The 22,135-nt window shown below is 66.1% G+C and carries 14 protein-coding genes and 4 pseudogenes; 7 read left to right on the top strand and 11 right to left on the bottom strand.

The genetic code is table 11. The annotated features are described in order from the left end of the window. Nucleotides 1-88 precede the first annotated feature (88 nt). From OG568_RS15080 to OG568_RS15070, 3 pseudogenes are all read right to left on the bottom strand, one after another. Nucleotides 89-352 (bottom strand): annotated as a pseudogene (locus tag OG568_RS15080) (MSMEG_1061 family FMN-dependent PPOX-type flavoprotein); the annotation flags it as partial. Nucleotides 353-407: 55 nt separating this feature from the next. Continuing rightward, nucleotides 408-521 (bottom strand): annotated as a pseudogene (locus OG568_RS15075) (IS5/IS1182 family transposase); the annotation flags it as partial. Between the two features lie 91 nt (nucleotides 522-612). Beyond that, nucleotides 613-1,047: pseudogene (locus OG568_RS15070) on the bottom strand (DDE-type integrase/transposase/recombinase); the annotation flags it as partial. Nucleotides 1,048-1,070: 23 nt separating this feature from the next. On the opposite strand from OG568_RS15070, the pseudogene OG568_RS15065 reads away from it, so the two are divergent. Beyond that, nucleotides 1,071-2,252 (top strand): annotated as a pseudogene (locus OG568_RS15065) (IS701 family transposase); the annotation flags it as partial. Nucleotides 2,253-2,756: 504 nt separating this feature from the next. Here OG568_RS15065 and OG568_RS15060 read toward each other — a convergent pair. Continuing rightward, entirely contained in the window at nucleotides 2,757-3,020 is a 264-nt protein-coding gene (locus tag OG568_RS15060; protein ID WP_328678014.1) for a helix-turn-helix domain-containing protein, read from the bottom strand. A gap of 452 nt (nucleotides 3,021-3,472) precedes the next feature. Between OG568_RS15060 and OG568_RS15055 the strand changes: the two genes are divergently transcribed. From OG568_RS15055 to OG568_RS15035, 5 genes are all read left to right on the top strand, one after another. Continuing rightward, nucleotides 3,473-4,531 carry a tyrosine-type recombinase/integrase gene (locus tag OG568_RS15055; RefSeq protein ID WP_329531927.1) on the top strand — a complete coding sequence of 353 codons (1,059 nt, stop codon included), beginning with the start codon at nucleotides 3,473-3,475 and terminating at the stop codon, nucleotides 4,529-4,531. A 331-nt stretch (nucleotides 4,532-4,862) separates the two neighbouring features. Beyond that, a complete protein-coding gene (locus OG568_RS15050) occupies nucleotides 4,863-5,285 on the top strand; it encodes an effector-associated constant component EACC1 (protein WP_328678012.1) in 423 nt (140 codons plus the stop codon). A gap of 6 nt (nucleotides 5,286-5,291) precedes the next feature. Next, entirely contained in the window at nucleotides 5,292-9,167 is a 3,876-nt protein-coding gene (locus tag OG568_RS15045; RefSeq protein ID WP_329531926.1) for a caspase, EACC1-associated type, read from the top strand. 55 nt (nucleotides 9,168-9,222) lie between these two features. Beyond that, nucleotides 9,223-10,695, top strand: a complete 1,473-nt coding sequence (locus OG568_RS15040; protein ID WP_329531925.1) for a hypothetical protein — start codon at nucleotides 9,223-9,225, stop codon at nucleotides 10,693-10,695. A 295-nt stretch (nucleotides 10,696-10,990) separates the two neighbouring features. Further along, nucleotides 10,991-12,154, top strand: coding sequence for a citrate synthase/methylcitrate synthase (locus OG568_RS15035; RefSeq protein ID WP_329531924.1), 1,164 nt, complete (start codon nucleotides 10,991-10,993; stop codon nucleotides 12,152-12,154). An 87-nt stretch (nucleotides 12,155-12,241) separates the two neighbouring features. Here the strand turns inward: OG568_RS15035 and OG568_RS15030 are convergent, their stop codons facing one another. From OG568_RS15030 to OG568_RS15000, 7 genes are all read right to left on the bottom strand, one after another. Continuing rightward, nucleotides 12,242-13,879, bottom strand: a complete 1,638-nt coding sequence (locus tag OG568_RS15030; RefSeq protein ID WP_329531923.1) for an ATP-dependent helicase — start codon at nucleotides 13,877-13,879, stop codon at nucleotides 12,242-12,244. After that, a complete protein-coding gene (locus OG568_RS15025) occupies nucleotides 13,867-15,870 on the bottom strand; it encodes an ATP-dependent nuclease (protein ID WP_329531922.1) in 2,004 nt (667 codons plus the stop codon). Before OG568_RS15025 ends, OG568_RS15030 begins: the two co-directional genes overlap by 13 nt. Before the next feature lie 448 nt (nucleotides 15,871-16,318). Continuing rightward, the gene (locus OG568_RS15020; RefSeq protein WP_329531921.1) at nucleotides 16,319-16,642 is read right to left on the bottom strand and encodes a hypothetical protein; all 324 of its coding nucleotides are present in this window, start codon (nucleotides 16,640-16,642) and stop codon (nucleotides 16,319-16,321) included. A gap of 124 nt (nucleotides 16,643-16,766) precedes the next feature. Beyond that, a complete protein-coding gene (locus OG568_RS15015) occupies nucleotides 16,767-17,639 on the bottom strand; it encodes a hypothetical protein (protein WP_329531920.1) in 873 nt (290 codons plus the stop codon). Continuing rightward, complete coding sequence (locus OG568_RS15010) at nucleotides 17,636-18,352, bottom strand: ParA family protein (protein ID WP_329531919.1); 717 nt, start codon at nucleotides 18,350-18,352, stop codon at nucleotides 17,636-17,638. Before OG568_RS15010 ends, OG568_RS15015 begins: the two co-directional genes overlap by 4 nt. 183 nt (nucleotides 18,353-18,535) lie before the next feature. Next, the gene (locus OG568_RS15005; protein ID WP_443077650.1) at nucleotides 18,536-19,108 is read right to left on the bottom strand and encodes a helix-turn-helix domain-containing protein; all 573 of its coding nucleotides are present in this window, start codon (nucleotides 19,106-19,108) and stop codon (nucleotides 18,536-18,538) included. After that, on the bottom strand, nucleotides 19,105-20,406 hold the full coding sequence (locus OG568_RS15000) for a transcriptional regulator (RefSeq protein WP_329531917.1): 1,302 nt from the start codon (nucleotides 20,404-20,406) through the stop codon (nucleotides 19,105-19,107). The genes OG568_RS15005 and OG568_RS15000 overlap by 4 nt, the downstream gene beginning before the upstream one ends. Before the next feature lie 611 nt (nucleotides 20,407-21,017). Here OG568_RS15000 and OG568_RS14995 point away from each other — a divergent pair. Beyond that, entirely contained in the window at nucleotides 21,018-22,082 is a 1,065-nt protein-coding gene (locus OG568_RS14995; protein ID WP_329531916.1) for a citrate/2-methylcitrate synthase, read from the top strand. Nucleotides 22,083-22,135: the final 53 nt, after the last annotated feature.

Below are 22,135 nucleotides of genomic sequence, written 5' to 3'. Positions count from 1 at the left end.
TGACTACGGGCTGCCCGGCAGTTGACCTTGGAGCATGTCGGTCTGGAGGTTCGGCCAGGTGGTGGTTCGGCAATCGCAGGTCGGCCCGTTATTCATAGCGATACTTCAGAGAGTCCGCCTCCGTCTGTTCGTGCCGGCGATCGTCAGCTCCGCCATCCGCAGTTGGGCCAGGGTCGCCTCGGCTGAGGTCGGCTGGGCGTCCATCGGCAGTTGCTGCTCCGCCTTCCAGGCCCCGCTGCGCAGCAGCGACTTGGGGCAATGCGGGTAGACCTCCTCGATCCCCGCCACCCAGTGCACTGGCCGGCGACTTGCCCACGGCGATTAGCTGCGATGTCCTTGAGGGCCTGGTCGACGTTTTTGGCCACGCAGCCTGCGTCGCGGCCGACGGAGAAGTATAAGAAGTCATCTCATTTGGCGAGTCTGCGGTAGCAGATGAGGGTGCAGGCGATGCTGGTGAAGGCCAGGAAGTGCTCGGCCTTGCGCTCGTAGCGGCGGTGCAATCGGCGGCAGCCAGCGAGCCAGGGCTGTCGAGGCTTGATCTGCTCGGTCTTGTACAGGCCGATCGTGCTCTCCATCAGGGCATTGACAGTCGTAGGTGTCGCCGACCGATCCGGTCGAGGCGGCGATGTCGGCGGCGTCCAGATGCTCGGCGAGCCGGAAACTCGTATATTGCGACCCGGCATCCGAGTGGTGGATCAACTCGCCTGGCTGAACTGGGTGTTGGTCGCGGTCACGTTGCCACACGGCCATCTCAAGGGCATCCAGGACGAAGACCGTTTCCTTCACGGTGGCCGCAGACCAGCCGACGATCCGGCGGGAGAACGTGTCCACGACGAAGGCGACGTAGACGACTTCGGCCCAGGTCTTCACGTGGGTGAAGTCCGCGACCCAGCAGCGGTTCGGGGCGGCAGCGACGAAGTCGCGGTCCAGCAGGTCCGGCGCCCGTTCGGCCTGCCCGCCGGGCGGCGTGGTGATCACGCGTTTACCACGGACCACCCCGGTGATGCCGAGTTCGCGCATCAAGCGTTCGACGGTGCAGCGGGTCACGCGGCGGCCCTGCCGGTTCAGCTCACTGCTGGACGCTCGCGCAGGTTCTGGGACATCCAGGCCCGCATCGGCTGTAGCACCTGCTCGCGCGCGCCCGGTTTGACCATGAGCAGGCCCGGCAGGCGATCGCCTGCCTCGTGATCGATGAACTCGCCGGTCAGAGCGTGGTGTTGGTGGCGGACGAGACGGGGGATGCGAAGTCGTCCACGGACTGTGTGGGCGCCGGCCGGCAGTACTCCGGTGCCATCGGCGGTGTCGGACTGTGCCAGGTGGCGGTGGACCTGGCGGCGGTCACCGCGACGACGAAGGTGATCATCGATCGGGCCTTGCATCTCCCGGCGGACTGGGCTGCGGACGAGGAACGCCGCGAGGTCGCCGGAGTGCCGGAGGAGATCGCCTTCGCGACGAAGCCGCAACAGGCGCTGGCCATGGTCACCGATGCGGTCGCCGCCGGGCTGAAGGCCCGCTGGTTCGCGGGCGACGAAGTCTATTGCGGGCGCGAACTACGCCGGGGCATCCGGTCGTTGGGGCTCGGCTACACCGTTGGCAGCGCCGCTACCTACCAAGTCATCGACGGGGCCGGACACCGGTGGGAGGCCCGCAAAATGATCAATAAGGTGCGGCCCGGGCAGTGGATGCGCCGGCGGACCGGACACGGCACCAAGGGCACCCGCGAGTACGACTGGGCCTGGCTCAATGTCCGCCCCGACGACGCTCCCGACGAGAACCGGAACGAGAAGCAGGTCGGGACGAGTGTGCTGGTCGCGCGGCGACACCGCTGCACCGGTGAGGTGTCCTATTTCCGCTGCTGGGCACCAGGCGACGTCTCGCTCGGCACGCTGGTGGAAGTGATCTGCCGCAGGTGGCGGATCGAGGAAACCTTCCAACTCGCCAAGGGCTTCACCGGATTCGACAAGGGGCAGGTGACCTGCTGGAACTCCTGGATGCGCTGGTCACTGTTCTCCCTGATCGCCGCCGCTGTCCTTGCCCTCACGGCCACCGCCGTCCACGACGCCGCCGAGGACGAGCCCGCGCTCGTCCCGCTGAGCTGCCCCGAACTCATCCGGCTTCTGCGAGCCCTCGTATTGCCACCACCCGTCCGCGACCGCGAACACGTCCTGCACTGGACCGCCTGGCGACGCCATCACCAAGCCGTCGCGACGGCCTGCCACCAGCAACGACACCACCGTCACGATCAACCGTGATCAAGAACTACAGGTCCCGTGACTGACCAAGCCTTACGCGGATTTACCGGTTCGACCTTCGGCGGGCTGAAGTACTCCACGGCGCGCCAAAAACGCAGGATTTGCGCTTGATGCTGCCGCTCAGCCTTCGATCGAGTGACGGCCTCCATCCACCCCCCTGTGATCACCGATCCTCAGTCACCGTAGTAGAGGGCAGGGAAACACAACCCCGTTTAGCCAAACGCGAGTTGCGGGAAATCCCACTGACATCACCTGCTCGACAAGCCGCCTCGAAGGTCACCACCGCGCCAGTCAGATCCCGCTGTGCCAGCAGCGGCCGGAACGCGGTGATCTCATTGCTCTTGGCATCGACCTCGCGCTGGGCGAGCACGATGCCGTCGCCGCGCAGGGATGCCCCTCTCTTCCTCTTCTCCTGCCGGCCACATCCGCGGGACCAGTCCGAATCCTTGAACGCTCCACGAGTACGGGCGACATCGGATCTTGGAACCGGAACGCCGCTAACGGCTACGGCTGGGTCTCGCCAGAGCGCCCCTGGACCAGGTGATTGATGAGGTCTCCGGGTGCCACGGCGAGCGCCACTGCGATGTCGACGAGAGTCAAGGCACTGGGATTGCGCTTGCCATGCTCAATGTAGATCAGGCCTCGAAAGCTCAGCCCGCTGCGTTCTGCGAGCTCCTCCAGGCTGTAGCCGCGTTCTTCCCTGAGCCGCCGGATCTGCATTCCGATGGATACAAGTCGCGGATCCGGCAGTGATTCACTTTTGGGCACACGGTGACTCGACCGTCACCTCATCGGGCAGCACCATGAACAGTTGTGCATAACTACCGGGTGTAGTGGAAAGCATCGCCGTGGCCGATTGGAACATCCCAGGCGCACCGGATCCAAGGGGCGCACCCCATCGCGTCGGCCACTGGGACCCGCGTCAGGTCGACACCAATTCGCCGTCACTGCAACGGCTTGGCGCATCTTAGGCAAGGCCACAGGAACACGCATTCATGGGCAGGGAATTGGGCAAGCCAACCGAACCGTTCGACCGCTGGCACAAGAGTTATCCCAAACCAGAACGCGGTGACGCACCGTGCAGATGCGGCACCAAAAAGCGCCCTCTATACCCTTCTGTGGATCACGGCCGGGGCATGAGGTGGCAAGCACGCTACACCGACGCCCACGGCGATGAGCGAAGAGCCTCCCTGCCTACCTGGCAGGAAGCACGAGAGCACTTGGATCAAGAAGCGGTAAAGGTCAGGGACAACAGATCACCGAACTCCGCTGACGGCAGGCGGGTTTCCTTCTATGCGGCTCAGATGATTGAGAGGAGGCATAGACGACGGAAGAATGCCAATACCACCGCGAGCTACGAAGGATGCCTCCGCAACCATGTTCTACCCTTCGTTAAAAGCCGCCCGGCCGACACCCTGCGCCGTCGGGACTCTGCGGCTTTCGTCGATTACCTGCTCGACAAACCAGGCATCAACTCACCCAGCACAGTCGTCCAGAACTTCAAGGTCTGGCGCGTTCTCATGCACTACATGCTCGATGAGGACGTTCCCCTCCCGTTCAACATCGTCGCGCGGATCGACCTCCCCGAGGTCACGCCACGCGTCACAGTTCCTCTGTCCCCAGGCCAAGTCGCAGCTGTCGCAGCCGCCATGCGCGCAGTGGCGCCCCGATACGAGGTCTTGGTCTGGCTCGGCGCATGCGCCGGCCTGCGCCAGGGCGAAGCCTTCGCGCTGAAGCACAGTCGGGTGGCCTGGGAGGAAAACCTGCTGCGTATCGTCGAGCAGCGGCAGCGCGGTAAAGCTACGCGCCTCAAGACCAAGTCCAGCTGTGCGACCTTGCCGGTGGATCGCTTCCTGATCGAGCGTCTGGCCCATCACACGTCACGATTTTCCGGACCGGAGCCCGCACTGAGATACGCCGGATACCAACGCCGAGAGCGCGGCCTGGCCAATCCTGCGGACCAGGAACTGATCGCCACCAACCGGCTCGGACTCCCCATCCTCCACGGCGACTTCTATGAGAAATGGAGGAGTGCTGTGCGACTGGCCGGACTCCCGGAGCGCACCCGTTTCCACGATCTCAAGCACTTCTACACCACCACTCTCGGCGCCTCCGGTAAACACGACCCGAAGACCGTACAGGCGCTCTCCCGGCATGCCGAATTCTCGGAGACGTGGGACACCTATGCCCACCCGCCCCTGGCGGTGGAAGGAGTCACTGTCGCAGTATTCAGCACTGCGTTCTCAGGCATTGATAACACCTGCCCGACTTTTTCATAGTTGTGGTGGCTTATTACTGCTCGTGGAGCTGCGCGGTAGGGCCGGATTGGTTCTGCGATGCCAGCGCCGGGACCGCTGAGCAGGACAGGTCGCCCAGCGAGAGTCCACCGGGCGGACCTCGCACCGGCACGCCAGCCGTGTGATCGTCAAGGCGGGTCCGACCCGCTGGAGCACGCGTCGCGTGTCTGCGACCAGCCGGTGCCGTCTGCGGTAGCGAAGTTGGTTTCGCGTCAACTATCGGCAGATTCCGGAAAGTACCTGTTTCCCCATGCCGCCGCACCGGTAGTTTCCCAGGGCATCTGAGTCGACGGTTGACGGCGCAGGGGGACGCGTGAGCAACGACAGCAAAGGCCCACCACACTTGTTGATCTCCGTGATCGACGACGATCCGCTGCGGGCACGCAGCGACGCGCGCGAGCTACTGGCCGAAGCGCAGCAGACCGATCCAACAGCCTCGCTGTCCTTGCCCACCGCCGCCACCTCGACAAGCACCGACAAGGGCGGCGACCTCGTGGAGGTCGTGGGTCTCGTGCTCAATGCCGGCTCATTGGCGGCAGCCTGCGTCCAGGTATGGCTGGCCAAAGTGCCTCAGCGCACCATCGTCGCGACCCGTCCCGACGGCGCCACCTTGCAGATCACGGGCCTTGAGGCCCGTGAGGACAACGAGCGCCTTGAGCGGTTCCTGACAGGCAGCTCCCTGCCAGGGACCATGGACAGCACTCTCGGCGACAGCGGCACTTCCACGGCGGGCTGACCAGGGGTGCGTAACAACGACCGGTACGCGATGCTGATCGGCATTTCCGACTACGACAGCGACACCTACCACAATCTTCCGGCCGTGCGCGCGGATCTGCACTACATGCAGGCCGTTCTGCAGAGCACCGAGATCGGCCAGTACAACGACTGTGATGTGGTGGCCGATCCGACCCGTGCCGAGATGCTGTACGCCATCGAGTCGTTCCTGGAGGAGCGGCAGCAGAGCGAGAGCGCGCTGCTGTACTTCAGCGGGCACGGGGAGTTCTGCGAGGCCGACAACCAGCTGTACTTCCTCACCCGCGACAGCGACCCTGCTGATCTTCCCCGTACGGCGGTGTCGGCGGAGTTCCTGGAGCGGACCCTGCAGTCCTGCCGTGCCGCGTCCAAGATCGTGCTGCTCGACTGCTGCGCGAGCGGTTCGGTCGTCCAGGGCTGGCGCGCCAAGGGCAGGGAGAGTTCGGAGTCGGGCGAGGCGGAGCCCAGTACTCTGTTGCGCCCCACCGGCGTCTACTTCATCACTGCTTCGGACGCGCTGCAGGCCGCCTCCGCCATGGCCCCCGAGGGATCGACGCTCGGCACCTCGCGGTTCACCGGTGAAATCGTCGAAGGACTGCGGAACGGGCGGATCAAGGACAGCGGTTGGATATCGCCGGAGGACCTCTTCGAGTACCTGACCGCGCAGATGGTCCGCAAGGGCGTGCCGGAGGAACAACGCCCGACCAAGTCAACCATCCGTGCCACCCACACACTCTATTTCGCCAGGTCAGTGGCGCGCCCGGTCCCCCTTCCCGCTCCACCCGATGCACCGTCCCCGCTGTCGGCGGCTCACCTCAAGGCTCGCGAGCGGGCCGAGGGGGAACGTGAGTGCGCCAACGACTGGCAGCGGCTGCTTCGCTACTACGCGCAGTGCCTGAGCGCCCAGGCCGCAGCCAGCATGCTGCCCGACCGGCGGGGTGGGCGGAACTCGCAGTATTTCCTGGTGGACGAGGGAGCCGAGACCATCCAGTCCGGTTTGGGCGCAGCACTGGCGGCGCCCAAGAACCTGCCCGGTACGCGTGGCCCAGGGGACGGCAGCGCGAAGCATGGGGCAGGGGGCGCCGCCGGTCAGCACGAGTACTGGTACGGGTATCCGGCCATCACGCTCCCATCCCGCGGCGAGGGAGGCCGGCGCACGGACGTGGGTATCGCGCCACTGCTCATCCAGCAGATGGAGTTGGCTCCGGACGAGAGCGGCAAGGCCATACTCCGCCCGAGCGGAATCCCGTCCCTGCACACCAAAGTGGTGACCGAGCTGCTCTCCGAGGACGAGGCCGCCCAGCTGCTCGCCCGCTGGCAGCCCACCTGGCAGCACGGCAACAGCGCGCAGATGCTCAAAGCCGTCCGGGAGTTGCTCAACGTGCTGGGACTGCCGGAGCTTGAACCGCTGGAGGCCTCCGCCCTGAGCGCGGACTCGGCCAACGAGGCCCTGCGCCCCGGTGCGCACAACGCCGCAGTGATCCTGGCCCCGTCGAGCGTGGAGCGGTTCGCCACCGACGGAGTCGTGGAGAACTTGTTGGCCCTCTCCACACGCACGGACGAGATCCCGGGCACGGCACTGGACACCCTCCTGAACGGCAGCACCCCCGCTTCATCATCGGATCCAGTACTCGTCGTTGCGGCCGGGCCCTCCAACGAGAGCCAGGAGCAGGTGGTCCTCTCGGCCATGACGCAGCCGCTGACCGTGGCCACCGGTCCGCCCGGAACGGGAAAGAGCGAGGTCGTCACCTCGGTGGTGGCCACCTGTGTCGCGGCCGGAGAGTCGGTTCTGGTCGCGTCGACCAACAACGAGGCGGTCAACGTCGTCGCCCAGCGCTGTGACGACATTGCTCCTGGTCTGCTGATGCGTACCGGCAACGTCGACGCCTTGGTCAAGGAAGCCGAGAAGCTGGAGCAGCTGCTGTCGACTCCCCCTGCCCCGCCCGGCCGCAGCTCCCCGACCGTGGCGGGTGAACTGCGCAGCCTGCGCTCGCGCGCCGCCGCGCTGCGTGACCAGGCCGGACGGCAGGTCGAGGGGGAAGTGCGGCTGGCCCGAGTACTCGGGCAGCGTGCGGAGTTGGCCGGGAAGGTCGGACTTCCGGTGCAGCTTGTGTCCCGGTGGTGGGAGTCCGACGACTCTTCAGTGCTCGCCCGCTGGGAGGCGCGGGCCCATCGCGCGGCAGCGGCGGGCAGCTGGTGGGGACGCTGGCGCCGGGCACGCGCCATGAAGGCGTTCGTCACAGCTGCCGGTCCCGATGCGATCCCGCATCTGCCGTCATGGACTGCGCAACGGCCCGTTGCCGCGAACCTTCTCCACGACCTGGCGGATCTGACCGGTCTGGAGCGTCAGGTGCGTGAACTCACGCCGGCTCAGCTCGCCTACGACGAAGAGACCGTGCACCAGGCCCGCTCAGCCTGCGCCACGACACGGGCCCAGCTGTCCGCGGAGCTGTGCAGAGCGGTGTCGGCGGAGGTACTCGGCCGCGGGCGCTCGCTGTTGGACCAGCGGCTCCAGACGTTGCGCCAGCACAAAGGGACCCAGCGAAGCCAGCTGAACCTGTTGCGCCACCTGAAGGGGTGGGCGATCACCACACACGCGGTGCGCCAGCTGACGCCGGCTCCGAATCTCTTCGACCTGGTCGTCATCGACGAAGCCAGCCAGTGCTCCATCGCGGCTGTGCTGCCCCTGCTGTTCCGCGCCCGCCGAGCCTTGATCATCGGCGATCCGATGCAGCTGACGCACATTCCCGGCATCACCCCGGAACAGGAACGTCAAGCCCGCCTCAGGGCGGGGCTGAGTGCGGCATGGCTGGAAGACCGGCGGCTCGCCTATCACGTCCACTCCTCGTATCACGCCGCCGCGCAGAACGGCGAGAGCGCACTGCTGCTCGACGAGCACTACCGCTGCCATCCGGACATCGCCGACATCGTCAACGGCCACTGCTACTCCGGCGCACTGGAGATCATGACCGACGTACGACGGCAGGTACCCGCCGTCGACCTCATGGGCACCGGGGAAACCTCCCCCGTCCTGGCCTGGGCGAACGTGCCTTCCAGCGAGTCGGCACAAGGCCCCGGAGGGAAGTCCTGGCGCAACCCGTCCGAGGCCGCCACCGTGGCCGACATCGTGAAGGCACTGCTTCACCGCCTGCCGGAGCACGCAACAGTCGGCGTAGTGACGCCGTTCCGCGCGCAGAAAGACGCCCTGGAACGCATGGTGGGAAGCGACCGAGTGCGCGTGGGAACCGTGCACGCCTTCCAGGGCGGCCAGCGCGATGTGATGATTCTCAGCCCGGTCGCCACCTCCAACACCCCGCCCAGAACGGCCCACTGGGTGGCCAGCCAGGTCAACCTCTGGAACGTCGCGATCACCCGGGCCAAGTCCCAGCTGATCACCGTGGGCGACCACGTCTACTGGCAGCAGCGGACGGGGCTCCCGCACCTGCTGTCCGCACGCTCACGCCTGTGGGACCGAACACAACCCACGGGTGCGCCGCAGTCCGCCGTGCCAGAAGCCGGCCAGAGGCAGGACCCTCGGCGCAGAGATCTCGCCGACTCCGTGCAGCACCTCCTCGCTTCGCGCGGCATCGTCGAGCTGGAACGCGATGCGGTGGCTGGCGGACATCGGATCGACCTCCTGTTCACCGCGCCCGAAGGCAACACTGCGGTACTCGTCGACACCGGTCCCATGCCCGACCGTGATCCGGCACGACACCTCCGGCTGATGCATGAACGAGCCGGCCTGCTCGTCGGGCTGCCCTCCGGTGGCCGGGGCACAAAAGCCGGTCCTGTCACGCGAGTTGTCCGGATCCCCGCCTGGCGCATCCTCGCCGGCCCGAACGCACTGGCGCCGCTGTTCGACTGAGCGACCGATCGACCATGGGCGGTCGACCGGGACATCCAATGCGGGGAGGGCAGTCGTGGCACGCACTCCGAAGACTGAAGAGGTCCTGACCAGCCTCAGGCAGCAGGTATCCGTGGCGGTTCACTCGACGCGAGAACTCGTGGGCAAGGTCGACGAGGCTGCCGCCGACAAGGAACGGGAGCGTCACCAGACATTCCAGAAACGGCAGGAGGAGGGCAAGACCAAGACCGGAGAAACCTACGAACCCCTGCGGCGCAAGCCGAATCTGCGCCCGCTCCCCGGCACACAGGGCGGTCACTCCGTCCTGCTGACATTCTGGGACGTCCTGCACCACCTGGGCCGAGCGCTGGCGCTCTCCCAGCGCGGCGCCTCGCGCGGGCTGGCCGAACACTGGGGCAGCCTGAAGTACTGCCAGGCACTCAGCGCAGACACCATGACCCAGCTCGGGCTCACCGATGGGGGCAACCCACTCGGCCTGTCCGAAGAAGGCAAACAGATCGCCATGTACTACAAGGCGCTGCAGTCCGAAGAGCTGGGACATGCCTTCGCGCTGGCCGTCAGCGAACAGATCCTCACCCGCCGCTACCCGGACCACAGTGTCTCGTTCGTCCGCGCCGACACAGCGCTACGGGCCGGCTGGACGCTGACCAGTCGCGACAAGGCGAAAACCAAGACCGTCGGCTACCCCTACCGTCCGCAATTCTTCGCCGAACTCTGGAAGCCCGGCGAGTCCTCACGCGTCATCCCCATCGCATGCAAGGGCAACCACAGCGACCGGCAAAAGGCCTACGAACAACTCGCCTCCGCAGCCGTCCACGCCGACGGCGTACACATCGGAGCCTGGAACGAAACCCCGGCCCTGCTCTTCAGCACGGAGATCTCCCTGACCGACCCGCTCACCGTGCACGTCCTCCATGCCGACGGACCCGGCGGCTGGCTGCACATCCCTGACAACACACCCGCAACCGACATCGGCCTGCCCGTAGGCGACAAAAACCCGGCCATAGGCATCCTCAAACCAGGACACGGCAAAGAGCCCGACTCCTCTGAGCCCGGATGCCAAGTCGGCCCCGACTACTACGAGTGGTTCCAGCGTGCCCTGGCCCGCGCCGGAGCCGCAGGACTGACGGCCTTCGCCGGCGACGGCGAATCCACTGCCGCACTCCTCACCACACGCCAAGGCAGCGACTTCTTCCAGGGCTTCGCACACGCCGCCTCCGGCAGCGTCCAGGACCTCGGCTACACCCTGCTCGGCGAAAAATTCGAGGGCACCGATCACGTCTTCCGGCTCAACGGCAACCGAGTCCAAGCGTTCTCCGGCGTCGCCACCGAGGTACTCGACTCCCTGGTCACCAGGAAAGAACCCGAACGACACGCCGATATCGCTGCCTACCGACGCCGAGTACACGCCTGGAGAGTCAAGAGGCACGGAACGTTCTGGGACCGCACCTGGGGCGGGGTCGTCTCGATCAGCCGAGACGGCACGGTAATGGCCATGCGTCAGATCCTTCCGTTCAAGGACGAGTGACCTGCGCAGTTCCACGCCACCGGCCGAGGGCCCACCGTGAATCCGACACATGCCTCACGGGCATCAACGCCTCGTTGCCTCGGCATAACCATCGGAAGCGCTGCGCCCCCGACGACCGTCGGCTCGTCTGCGTACGTCTCCGTCCACCCGGCTATTCGACCGCCGCTGCAGAACGCGAGCGCCCACCGCGCTTCTCCCGCCAACATCCAGGCATACACGATGATGCATTGATTCAATCAATATTGACAGGAGATCAGTCAAGCATGGACAGTCGAATCAAGTTCAAGGAGGGAACATGCCCATCAACCCGACCGCGTCCACCACCGTCGACGTGCCGCCAGGACTCGCGGGCGTCGTCGTCACCGACACTCAACTGGGGGACGTCAGGGGACTGGAAGGCTTCTATCACTATCGTCAGTACTCCGCCGTGGACCTCACGCACACCCGCAGCTTCGAGGACGTCTGGCACCTGATGGTCCACGGTGAACTGCCGAACGCAGCGCAGCTGTCCGCTTTCACCGCCCGAACCACGAAACTGCGCAGCCTGCCCTCCGGCGTACGTGAAGCGCTGCCCGCCGTCGCCGCGGCGAGCAGCCGCTCCGGCCCACTCGCAGCTCTGCGGACGGCGCTGTCACTGCTCGGGGCCGCAAAGGGGTTCCGCCCCGTGTATGACATTGACGCCGGCCAGCGCCGCGACGACACAATCGTGTCTGCGGCAGCTGTACCGACGCTGCTGACGGCTCTCTACCGCCTGGGGCAAAGGCTAGAACCGATCGAGCCGCGCGAGGATCTTCCGTACGCCGCGAACTACCTCTACATGCTGACCGGTTCGGAGCCGGACGCGGAGCGGGTGAGGGCGATCGAGCAGTACCTGATCTCGACCATTGATCACGGATTCAATGCGTCAACGTTCACCGCGAGGGTGATCACGTCAACAGGGGCGGACGTGGCCGCCGCCTTGGTCGGCGCGGTGGGAGCACTCTCGGGCCCCCTCCACGGTGGCGCTCCGAGCCGTGCGCTGGACACGCTCGACGCGATCGGAACCCGTGACCGGATCGACCCGTGGATCCGCGAACGCGTTCTCGCAGGTGACCGCATCATGGGGTTCGGGCACCCCATCTACCGCACTGAGGATCCTCGTTCACGCATGCTCCGGGGCATCGCGGAGCGGTTCGGCGGCCCGCTGGTCGACTTCGCGATCGAGGTCGAACAGCACGTGGAAGCGATCCTGGCGGAGCTCAAGCCGGGCCGCGACCTTCACACGAACGTCGAATTCTATGCGGGCGTGGTCATGGAACTGTGCGGTCTTCCCCGCGAGATGTTCACTCCGACGTTCGCGGCGGCCCGGGTGGTCGGCTGGAGCGCGAACATCCTGGAACAGGCGGAGGATCCGAAGATCATCCGCCCGGTGGCGCGGTACGTAGGACCGCAACCGCCAGTGGCTGTTCCCGCGTCCTGACTTCTGTCTGAGCCGCTCGGGACGAGGTCCCGGGCTACGCGTCCACGTGAACCGCTCCGAGTCTGATGGAGGCTCCGAACCATTCTCTTATGGATGAATGGTTCCTGAGGCGAACCACTTGTGGAGTGTGGATTCCGCCCCGTCTGGGAGATCGTCGACGAACACAACAGCCAGGCCGCGCTGGGCTCGCGAGCAGCACACGTAGAACAGGTTGCGTGACCGTTCTGTCCGGTCGGGTTTGTCGGTGCCGGCAAGCATCCTGCCGATGCTGTACCTGTTCCACGCGCGGTCATCGACCACCACCAAGACGTTCTCGAATTCGTCGCCCTTGACACCGTGCTGGGTCGAGAACGGGGTGAGTTCGTCGATGAAGTACGTGACGCTGATGACTTCCCGGTAGGCCACGCTGCGGAGGTTGTTCGAGAAGTCAGCTCGCCGCTGGTCACGCTCGTCCAGGCCCGTTGCGGTTCTGCGGCGTTCGAGGTCTTTGAGCTTTCCTGGCATGGAGAGAAGGTGGCCGTCGGCCATCAGGTCGAGCACGTCGCCGATGGTTCCGGTCATGCGTACGGCGTCGAGTGCGCGGATGGCGTCACTGATGGCGCGTTTGTGGGCGTGGCGGGTGATCCGTGTCCGTCCCTCGTCCAGCAGACCGGTCAGCTCGGCAAAGTCGTTGTTGCGGAAAGCGATGCTGACGGCCTCGATGCGGGTGAGGTACTGAATGTACGACTCGTTGCGTGCCATGAGGTCGTCGGGCCCGTAGCGGCCCAGTTTTCGGTACTCCTCCAGGAGGTTGGCGTACTCCAGGGTGCCGGCTATCCCTCGGTGGGTGAGCAGCAAGTATTTGCTGTTCTCCCGTGTCCAGCCGTTCCGGGCGAGTATCGCTTCGGCAGCCGACAGTCGCTCAAAGCCGGGTGAGATGCCACCGTTGAGAAACAGGTGGACCTCGCCTGTCTGCTGCTTGCCGACGGCGTCCTGGACGAGCTCTGGGCGCATCTGGTTGAGCACATCGACGACAGGAGGCGAGCACCGGTAGTTCTCATGCTTGGTGATCTCGGTGAGGAGGCCGGGACGTTCCACCGTTCCCACGCCGGATTCGTAGATCTTCTGCATGGAGTCGCCGAAGAGACCGACCACGCATTTCTCACGGCCCGCGCCCGCCAGGTGGTCCAGCAGCAGCTGGATCGTCTTGGGAGAAGTGTCCTGGTACTCGTCGACAAAGATGACCGGGTACTTGCTGGCGATGATTCGTATGAGCTTGGGGTGAGATGTGACAAGGCGGAGGGACAGTGCGATGACGTCGTCGTGGGAGATGCGTCCCTCGCTCAGCCTGCGCCCGCGGTCGGAATATTCGATGGCCGGTGGAGCGGTGACGTCATCGAGGTCTTCCGGTCTGGTGAGGTCCTTGTTGTAGTCGAGGATCTGCTGCCAGAGTTCACGCTGGTAGGGCTGGATGGCACTCCAGAGGAATTCGTGGATGGTGCCGACGTCGACGAGCGGGTCTGCGGCGATGCGTTCGTGGATCTTCTTCTTGGCGACGTTGGTGTACGTGATGCAGGCGATCCGCCGCCCGTGTGCCTCCAGGTCTGTGCGGTGGTGGGTTAGGAGGTGCTGCAGGGCACGTACCAGGGTGGTTGTCTTGCCGGCGCCGGCTCCTGCTTCGACGAGGAAGCTGCGCCGGGCCTCCAGCTCCGTGGCGACGGCTTCGAGGGTGTCTAGGCGAGCCACTGCAGTCCTTCGGCGATGTAGCGGGGAACGACCCAGTCCTCCAGGAGCATGACGTCGAAGGCGAAGTCCGTCTTGTGGTCGCTGAGTTGCTGTGCAATGTCGTAGGCCTTGGCTTCGATGTCGTCGGCGGTGGGGTCGGCCCCGACCTCCTTGACGAAGGCCGTCTTCAGGGCGAGCTGGCGGAAGCCACGTACAAGGTGTTCTGCGTTGGCGATGATGAAGGCGTCCTCGAAGCTCCGCGCGCAGACTCCCGAATCCCTCTCCGGGATCTGGTAGGCGACGCGGACGTGTCCTTGCTCTTTGTCGGCCGGGTCGGCGGCGAGCAGCTCGGCGATACTGGACTTTGCGGGCAGCCAGTTCTTGAGCGTCGTATTCGAGGTGACCGTCTGCCCCTGGCCGGGTGGGCAGGCCTTGCGGTGCTTGGGGCACACGGAGTCGATGTCGGTGATGACGAGGGCCTTGACGTTCAGGAAGGCGAGCAGTTCCCGGAAGCGGACGGCGTAGGCATCGCCGACCTCGATGACCGATACATACTGGTGCAGAAGCCCCTTGGCGCACCGCCGGACCATTTCCGGCAGGATCAGCCGTTCTGCGGTGCCCTCGATCAGGATCACCTTGTCGGCGAAGAACATGTCACACCGGTGCAAGACCATGTACTGGCGCAGGAAGCGCAGGGTCTCGTCACCCTGCGGAGTGGCCTTCACGTTGGCCTCGAAGGTCGATAGATCCTTGACCGTGAGCTGAGGCTCGGAACGGTCGAAGTAGCGCACCGTGTGGAAGCCGCTGCTTGCGACGATGTGGGAGGAGTGCGTGGTGATGACCACCTGCACCTTCCAGCCCGTCTTACGGTCGATGAAGTCCTGGATGTTCTTGATGAACGTCTCCTGCATCTGGGGATGCAGATGGGCTTCGGGCTCCTCGATGAACAGCACCTGCAGCGCTGGCTTGGGTGTGGTGCGCTCGTAGGTCTGATGAAAGCTGATGACCTGCAGGATCGTAAAGATCAGCTTGCTGTAGCCCAGCCCGTTGTGACCTTCAGGAAGATGGAAGTCGGCGTCCTCGGACGGGTACTGGATGCGGGTACTGCCGCGGAGGATGCCTGAGGCCTCGATGAGGGAGACGATGCGCGGCTTCTGGACCGGGGTGATGGTGCCCACCCCGAAGGTGCGCAGGTCCTCGAAGATCGGATCGAACAGCATGGCGTAGTTGTCGTCGAGCTGCTGTGAGGCGGACGCCAGAGCGGTCTCGATCTGCTCGACGCTCTGGTGACGGTCCTCGTGCCCGCTGTTCACCTTGTAGTAGGCCTCGAAAGTCTTCGACAACGTGCGGGCCTTGTCGCTCGGCGTGTCATCCATCTTGGTCTGCGCGTAGACGAATTTGACCGACAGCATGGATTCGGCGGCGCCGCGCTTGATCTCCTTGCGGACGTCCTTGTCCAAGGGGCTGATCGCCCGATAGGCCGGGGCGAAGTAGTCCGAGAAGTTCTTGCGCAGCCACTTGATGCGGTCGAACGGCTCCCGCTGGCTGGCCGACCAGAAGTCCTTGAGGAAGTCGTTTGGGCGAGCAACTTCAAGCGCCGCCTCGATCTTGACCTCGAAGCAGGTGTCGTCCAGGTCGAGGATCACACCCGTGAGCGGCGCGAGGTCGTCGTCTTCCGTGTATTCGATGGTGAGGACCAATCGGATGGCCGGAACGAGGTCGTACGCCTTGGCCAAAAGGCCCTCGCTCGTCTCAACGTCGCCCCGGCCAGCATGCGCCTGCGCCTCGCCGAAGATCTGCCGTGCCTGCTCGATGTCGGCGATACGGCAGGTGGAGAAGTCCTCCAGGACGAACCTCGTGTCCTCTTCGCCGAAGAACTTCTCGAAGAGATTGACGAACGACGTCTTGCCGCTGTTGTTGCGCCCGACGATGAGGGTGACCTTCGGATCAACCCTGACGTCCACTCTCTCCAGGGCACGAAAGTTGATCACTTCGGCATGGGTCAGCTGCATCTCACTCCCGACATCGTCCCCAACCCAGCTCCCGGGACGGCATGCGCGTGCGACTACCGAGAGTCAGAGCAGTATCTGATACGGACGGGACAGAGGTGCCTACTTAATTCAAAGTGGTCAGTGATGTGAAGGATTACGTCCGTATTGATCATTATTGATCAGCATCCGTCATCGATCCCGTGCGAGAGGCCGGGTGATGAGGCCAGAGCGGACGGGACTGCCTGCCCGGCTCGGGGCGCGGCCGTTCAGCGCGCCCGGCCTCGCTGGCTACCGCCCCGTTGGCACGGCCAATGCCGGTTCGAACTGCCGCCGGGCCGACCGGAACCATTCCCGTCGGCGAATGAGATGACAAACAATCAGAGTCAGCGCGTGGCAAAGGCGGAGAGAGGAGACGAGCGCCTGGAATCCGAAGTGGTCGGTGACTGCGCCGAAACGATGCACCGGTGGATCAGCTGCGTGACCACCGTGCTTTGGTGCTGGGCGGGGTGAGGTCGGGTGGATAGCCCTTAGCGCGCAGCCAAGTGTCGAGGGCGACGGTAACAATGTCACCGTGGGGCACGTCGTGGTCGGCGCTATAGCGGCGGATGCGTTTTTGGAGCTGAAGCACATCGGGGACGGCGTAGTTGAGCTGCCCGCGGTGGGTGCTGCGATTGCTGATGATCTCCAATGTGTTCGGGTGTGGCAAAAACGGGTCTTCGGCAGGCTGGGATTGTGCTTCCAACGCGTCGGCCAGCTCACGCAGTCGTCGGGCGTGATGGGTGAGATCGGGCATGGAATACTCCGGTCGGTCCGGATAGACGAATAGTTATCCGCCTATCGAGCTAGTCGAATAGTCGGACGAGTGGGTGGCCGCCCGCCGCTGCGACGGGCGGTCACCCTGGGATATGCGGGCTGCGTCAGAAGCCTCGGGTGGTGAGCCATTCGTCCAGGGCGACCGAGACGATGTCGCCGATGGGCAGGTGGTCGAGTTCGTTGTCCAGTGCGAAGCGCTTGATGCGCTTCTTCAGCTTCAGCGCGGCGGGGACTGACGAGTCGAGGCTTTCGCGCATGATGATGCGCTGGTTGAGCACGGCGGCAGTCTCGGGAATGTCCTTGGGTCGGCCGGGTCCCTGAGCCCACGGGGTTCCCTCGCTCGGTGCCGCCTCCGATCGGATGTTCTGCTCCTGGTGAGATCCCGGAGCATCGCTCCTCACAGGGAAGGCCGTACCACCCGGGACCGGAGAAACGGCTGGCCGGACGGCAACCTCGGCAGCCGGAGACAACTCAGCGACCGTGGGGGCGGCCTGGGGCAGACCGGCCTGCGGAACCTGCTCGACCAATTGCCTGGACTGAACCGGCGGAGCCGCGGGCTCGGCAGCACGGGCCACGAACTGCTCCTGGCCCTGCGACGAATACCCAGAGGGAAGCGGCTGCACCGCGGCCTCTGCCGCGGCCGGGCGAGCGGACTGGGCGGTCGGGGCTTGGACAGGGCCGCTCGATGTGACGTCGACGGTCGGCGGAGCCTTGAGCTGCGGCCCGTCAGAGACCGTCCCCGCCGGCTCGCCCTGCTTCAATGTCTCCACGGGAGCCGTAGAAGGTTGCTCGACCTCGGGCTCAATCGCGGCGAGACGCCCTTCGCCCTGGGCGGCTGCCTGTTCGGCCGCGAACTGCTCGGGGGTGAGCTCGGCGGTCGGCGGAGGGGGCAGCGGGGCCGCCTTCTTGGCCCCGCCCCCGAGGGCACGGCCGGTGCGGCGGGCCGGAGGCTTCGGCCTCTCGTTCTTCTCGCTCATGCCGCGGTCAGCTCCTTCATCAGCTGGGCGTACTCGCTCAGCTCGGTCGGGATCTCGCCGAAGGCCTCCATGTAGTGCACCCAGGAATGGATGGTGGTCTCGGCGAGTGGGAATGCCTCGTCGCGGTCGGGGCCGATGCCCTCGCCCTGGGCGGGATCGAGGAGTTGGTCCTTGGCCCGGCTGGGCAGGCTGGTGCGGTCGTCGGCTTTGACCATGACGACGTGGGCGGTGACGCCGTGCTCGTTGCGGGCGGCGGCGCGCTCGGCCTCGTCGAAGGTGGCCACGAGCTTGCGGCGCTCGATCTTGGTAGGGGCGACCGGCACGAGCAGCAGGTTCGCCTCGGTGACAGCCTCGTGGAAGATGCGGGCGCTGCCGCCGCCGGCGTCGACCACGATCGCGCCGAACTCGGCTCGCTTGGTACGGATGTACTCGGCGATGTCGTCGAACGGGTACCGCTCGACCACCAGGTTGGCGGGGATCTCGAAGCCTGCGGCCTGGGCGACCTTGAACCAGTCGTAGGCGGACTGGCTCGTCGCGTCGGCGTCCAGCAGCAGCGTGGGCAGGCCGAGGATGACGGCGTAGTAGAGGGCGATGAACCAGGCGGAGGTGGTCTTGCCGGTGCCGCCCTTGAGCATGCCGACCACGATGACGAACGCGTCCCAGACGGCGGCTGTGGCCGCGGCCAGGGTCTTGTGACGGGTGTTCTCGTTCACGTGTGCTTGATCTCCTGAATCTGGAAAGGTGTGTTGACGTGGGCGCGTCGACGAGAAGGCCGACGTCCCGTAGCGGCTGACGGAGGCCCCGCGGAGGGCCCCGTGCTGCAGCGCTGGCTCCGGAATGGCGCGCCACCGGTCTTTTGATCTGGAGGACCCAGCCGGGGACACCCACGAGAGCGCTCATGACCGCTTCCTTGGGGCGCGGGCAGGGCCGTGGCTGTGCTGGGGCCGCATTGGGGTGCCTGCTTGGTGTAGGAGCCGGTAGACCGTGCCGACGGAGTACCTGCACTCCTGTGCGAGTTCCGGGACCGTGGCACCCGCTTCGTACTTCGTGCGCAAGGACTGTGCGAGCTTTTGCCGCTCGGCGGTGCGCGCTGCGAAGCGGATCTGCAGCGTCTGTTGCGTCGTGCGCACGGTGCCGCCGGCTTCGATGAGCAGGCCTCGGGCGACGGTCCTCGTCTCTCCTGCGGCTGAGGCGAGTTCGGTGAGGGTTGCGCCGTGCTTTTCGTAGAGGGTGCGCAGATGGGCGGCGAGACGTCGGCGCGCTTCGGGGTCTGCGCGCATGCGGCGGGTCTGCCACGAGGTGCGCATCACGGTCCCGGCCTCGCGTAGCCGGTTGAGGAGAGTGCCGTACGACAGGCCGCTTGCAGCCATGAGCTCCTGGACCGTGGCACCGGACTCATACCGTTCACGCAGAGACTGCGGGGCCCGTATTTCATCGTCGGCGGGTGTGCACGGGGGTTGTGAGTTCATGCTGCGGACTCCCATTCGCTGAGGGCTTCGGCATGCGCGGCGGCCAGTTCGTCGTAACTGCGCTGGTCGGCGGGGGTGATGAGGATCAGGCGGCCGTCAGTGGCGATCCGCCAGTCCGGGGAGGGTTGTCCGGTGACCGGATCGAGGACGCATCCGTTGCGGGCCTGCACGGTGGAGGGGATCTCGTCGGGGCGCGGGGCCGGAACGAGGACCTGGCTGCCGTCGCGGACGATCACCATGGCGCTGCTGCGATGTCCCGCAAGCCGGTCCAGTGCCGTGCGGTACGCCGACCGCTCGGACGCGTGTAGTGCCCTCCGGCGTGCTGCGAGGCCCGCGGTTGCGTGATGAGTGGCGACCGCGTCCCAGCCGCGTGAGAGCACGACGTGCGGGGCGGTAACAGCCTCCGGGAGGCTGTTACCGAAGCCTTCGAGGGCGCGGGGGGCCAGGATCCAGGTCTCGCCGATGTGGTGCACGAGGCCGTGGCTGGTGAGGCGGTCGAGGGCGCGGTAGACGGTGGCGCGGGAGACGGACGAGGTGATGACGAGTTCACCGGCGGTCTGGGCCGGGCGGGCGTGCAAGGCTGCGATGATCATGAGGGCGGAACTGCCCAGCGCGCGGTGGGCGAAGGCGTCGTGGGCCATCAGGCGGGCGATGACGGTTGAGTCGACATCGGCAGAAAGGCCTGTCTCAGGAGTGGTCCACTCCTCAAGTACCGGGGAGGGGGGGAACTGAGTGGTCTGTGTGCGAGAAGACCAAACGCCTGCCGCGCCGTTGAGACCGTCGCCGAGGTACCAGGAGGATCCCTCCGTGCCACGCCCGACCTTCAGTCGGCGCAGCCACCCACCGGGCTTCAGAACCGTCTCGTACGCGTGCCGGAGCGTCTGCCGGGAGATCCCCGCCTCCTCCGCGGCCTGGCGCTCGCTCGCGGCGTGCAGACGGCCGCCGGCGGCCTCGGCGAAGTTGAGATGCGCCCGCAGCACCCGCAAGGCGGTGCGTCCCCGCTCCCCACGCCAGGGCGTGACCTCGATGCGGTCACGGAGGGCCGCAAGGTCTTCGTGCACGCCCTGCCGCGACGCGACCCTCACGCTGTTGGTGACCGTGGCGCTGGCGTTCCTCCACACGCGCTCGATATAGGCGAGGGCACGGGCCTGGCCGGAGCGGAGGGCGATGTGCTGTGCGTGCCTGCCGCCCTCGTGATCCGGATGCAGAAGGAGTTCCGTCAACTCGCTGACGGTGCCCCCGACCCGGGCCACATGGCAGGCGATGGCCGCCGTGATGCGGTGACCGTGCTCGGCCACGCCCGTCCTGACCTGACGCAGGACTACGTGTCCTTGACGATCGAGCCGGCTGTAGCTGCCTGAGGCGTAGCGGCCGGTGAGGTCTCCGAGAAGGACCAGGTCAGCCGCCGTCCGCGGGAGCTTCGCGAGGCCCTGCCGCGTGGTGTGGGTGCCTGTGACTGCCTCTGGCTGGGGTGAAGCATGCTGCGAGTAGTGCGGAGTCGGTATGTCGTATGGCATTCTGAAGGCGTCTCGCAAAGACGTGGACGCCACCCAGGCCCGCAATAACCACGGGTGGTGTCCGGAACCGACCTCCAATCGGTGCCAGGCGAAGCCTCCAGGATTTCCGGTCCTGGGGGCTTTCGTATGCCTGGCGCCGACGAGAGGCAGGCTTCCCCATCGCGGCTCGACCGGGGCGAAGCGAAGAGCGTCGAGGTGGTGCCCTGATCGAGCCGGCCAACTCGGGTCCGCTCGGAGCCAAAATCAGAGGGATCGCCTCTGACTGCCTCCGAGCAACCCGGGTCGAACCGGGGTCGAATCAGAGCGTTTCCCTCTGACTGCCTCCGATCGCCTCTGCGACCCGTCCTAGCAGGTCACAACCGTTTCGGCCTTCATAAGCCCAGGTCAGAGCGGTGCACCGAATTTACCGCCAGTACTCGGCCGTCGAACTCGCCCAGACCCGCGGGTTCGAGGACGTCTGGCATCTGCTGGTCCACGGTGAACTGCCGGACGCGGCGCGCGGCGCGGCCTTCGCCGCACGCACCGCGGCGCTGCGTGGGCTGCCGGACGAGGTGCGCGCGGCGCTGCCCGCGATCGCCGCGGCGACCGGACCGTCCGGACCGCTCGCGGGACTGCGGACCGCGTTGTCACTGCTCGGTGCGTCGTTGGGCTTCCGGCCGGTGTACGACATCGACGTCGACCGGAGGCGCGCGGACACGCTCGCGGCGTGCGCGGCCGTACCGACGTTGCTCACCGCGCTGTATCGCCTGGGGCAGGGCCTGGAACCGGTCGAACCGCGCGAGGATCTGCCGTACGCCGCGAACTACCTCTACATGCTGACGGGCTCGGAGCCGGACCCGGCGCGGGCCCGGGCGGTCGAGCAGTACTTGATATCAACCATTGATCATGGATTCAATGCGTCAACCTTCACCGCGCGGGTGATCACGTCGACGGGAGCGGACGTGGCCGCGTGTCTGGTGGGTGCGGTCGGGGCGCTGTCCGGGCCACTGCACGGCGGTGCGCCGAGCCGGGCCCTGGACACTCTTGACGCGATCGGCACCTCCGCCCGCATCGACCCCTGGATCCGTGAACGGGTCCTCGCGGGCGATCGCATCATGGGTTTCGGACACGCGGTCTACCGCACCGAGGACCCCCGCTCCCGAATGCTCCGCGGCATCGCCCAGCAGTTCGGCGGCCCTCTGGTCGATTTCGCCGTCGAGGTCGAACACCAGGTGGAGGCGATCCTGGCCGAGCTGAAGCCCGGCCGCGAACTCCACACCAACGTGGAGTTCTACGCGGGTGTGGTCATGGAACTTTGCGGTCTCCCGCGGGAGATGTTCACCCCCACCTTCGCCGCGGGCCGCGTCGTCGGCTGGAGCGCCAACATCCTCGAACAGGCGGAGGACCCGAAGATCATCCGTCCGGCGGCACGGTATGTGGGGCCGGTTCCGCCGGTGGCGGTGCCGACGGCCGGCTGACGCGATCGAGTGTTGTGGCAGGTGAAGGGCCCGGCATCACGTCGATGCCGGGC

Origin of the sequence: Streptomyces sp. NBC_01450, from assembly GCF_036227505.1 — a bacterium.
Taxonomy (GTDB): domain Bacteria; phylum Actinomycetota; class Actinomycetes; order Streptomycetales; family Streptomycetaceae; genus Streptomyces.
Note: the sequence above shows the minus strand (reverse complement) of the source record. Positions and strands in the feature narration are given on the sequence as shown.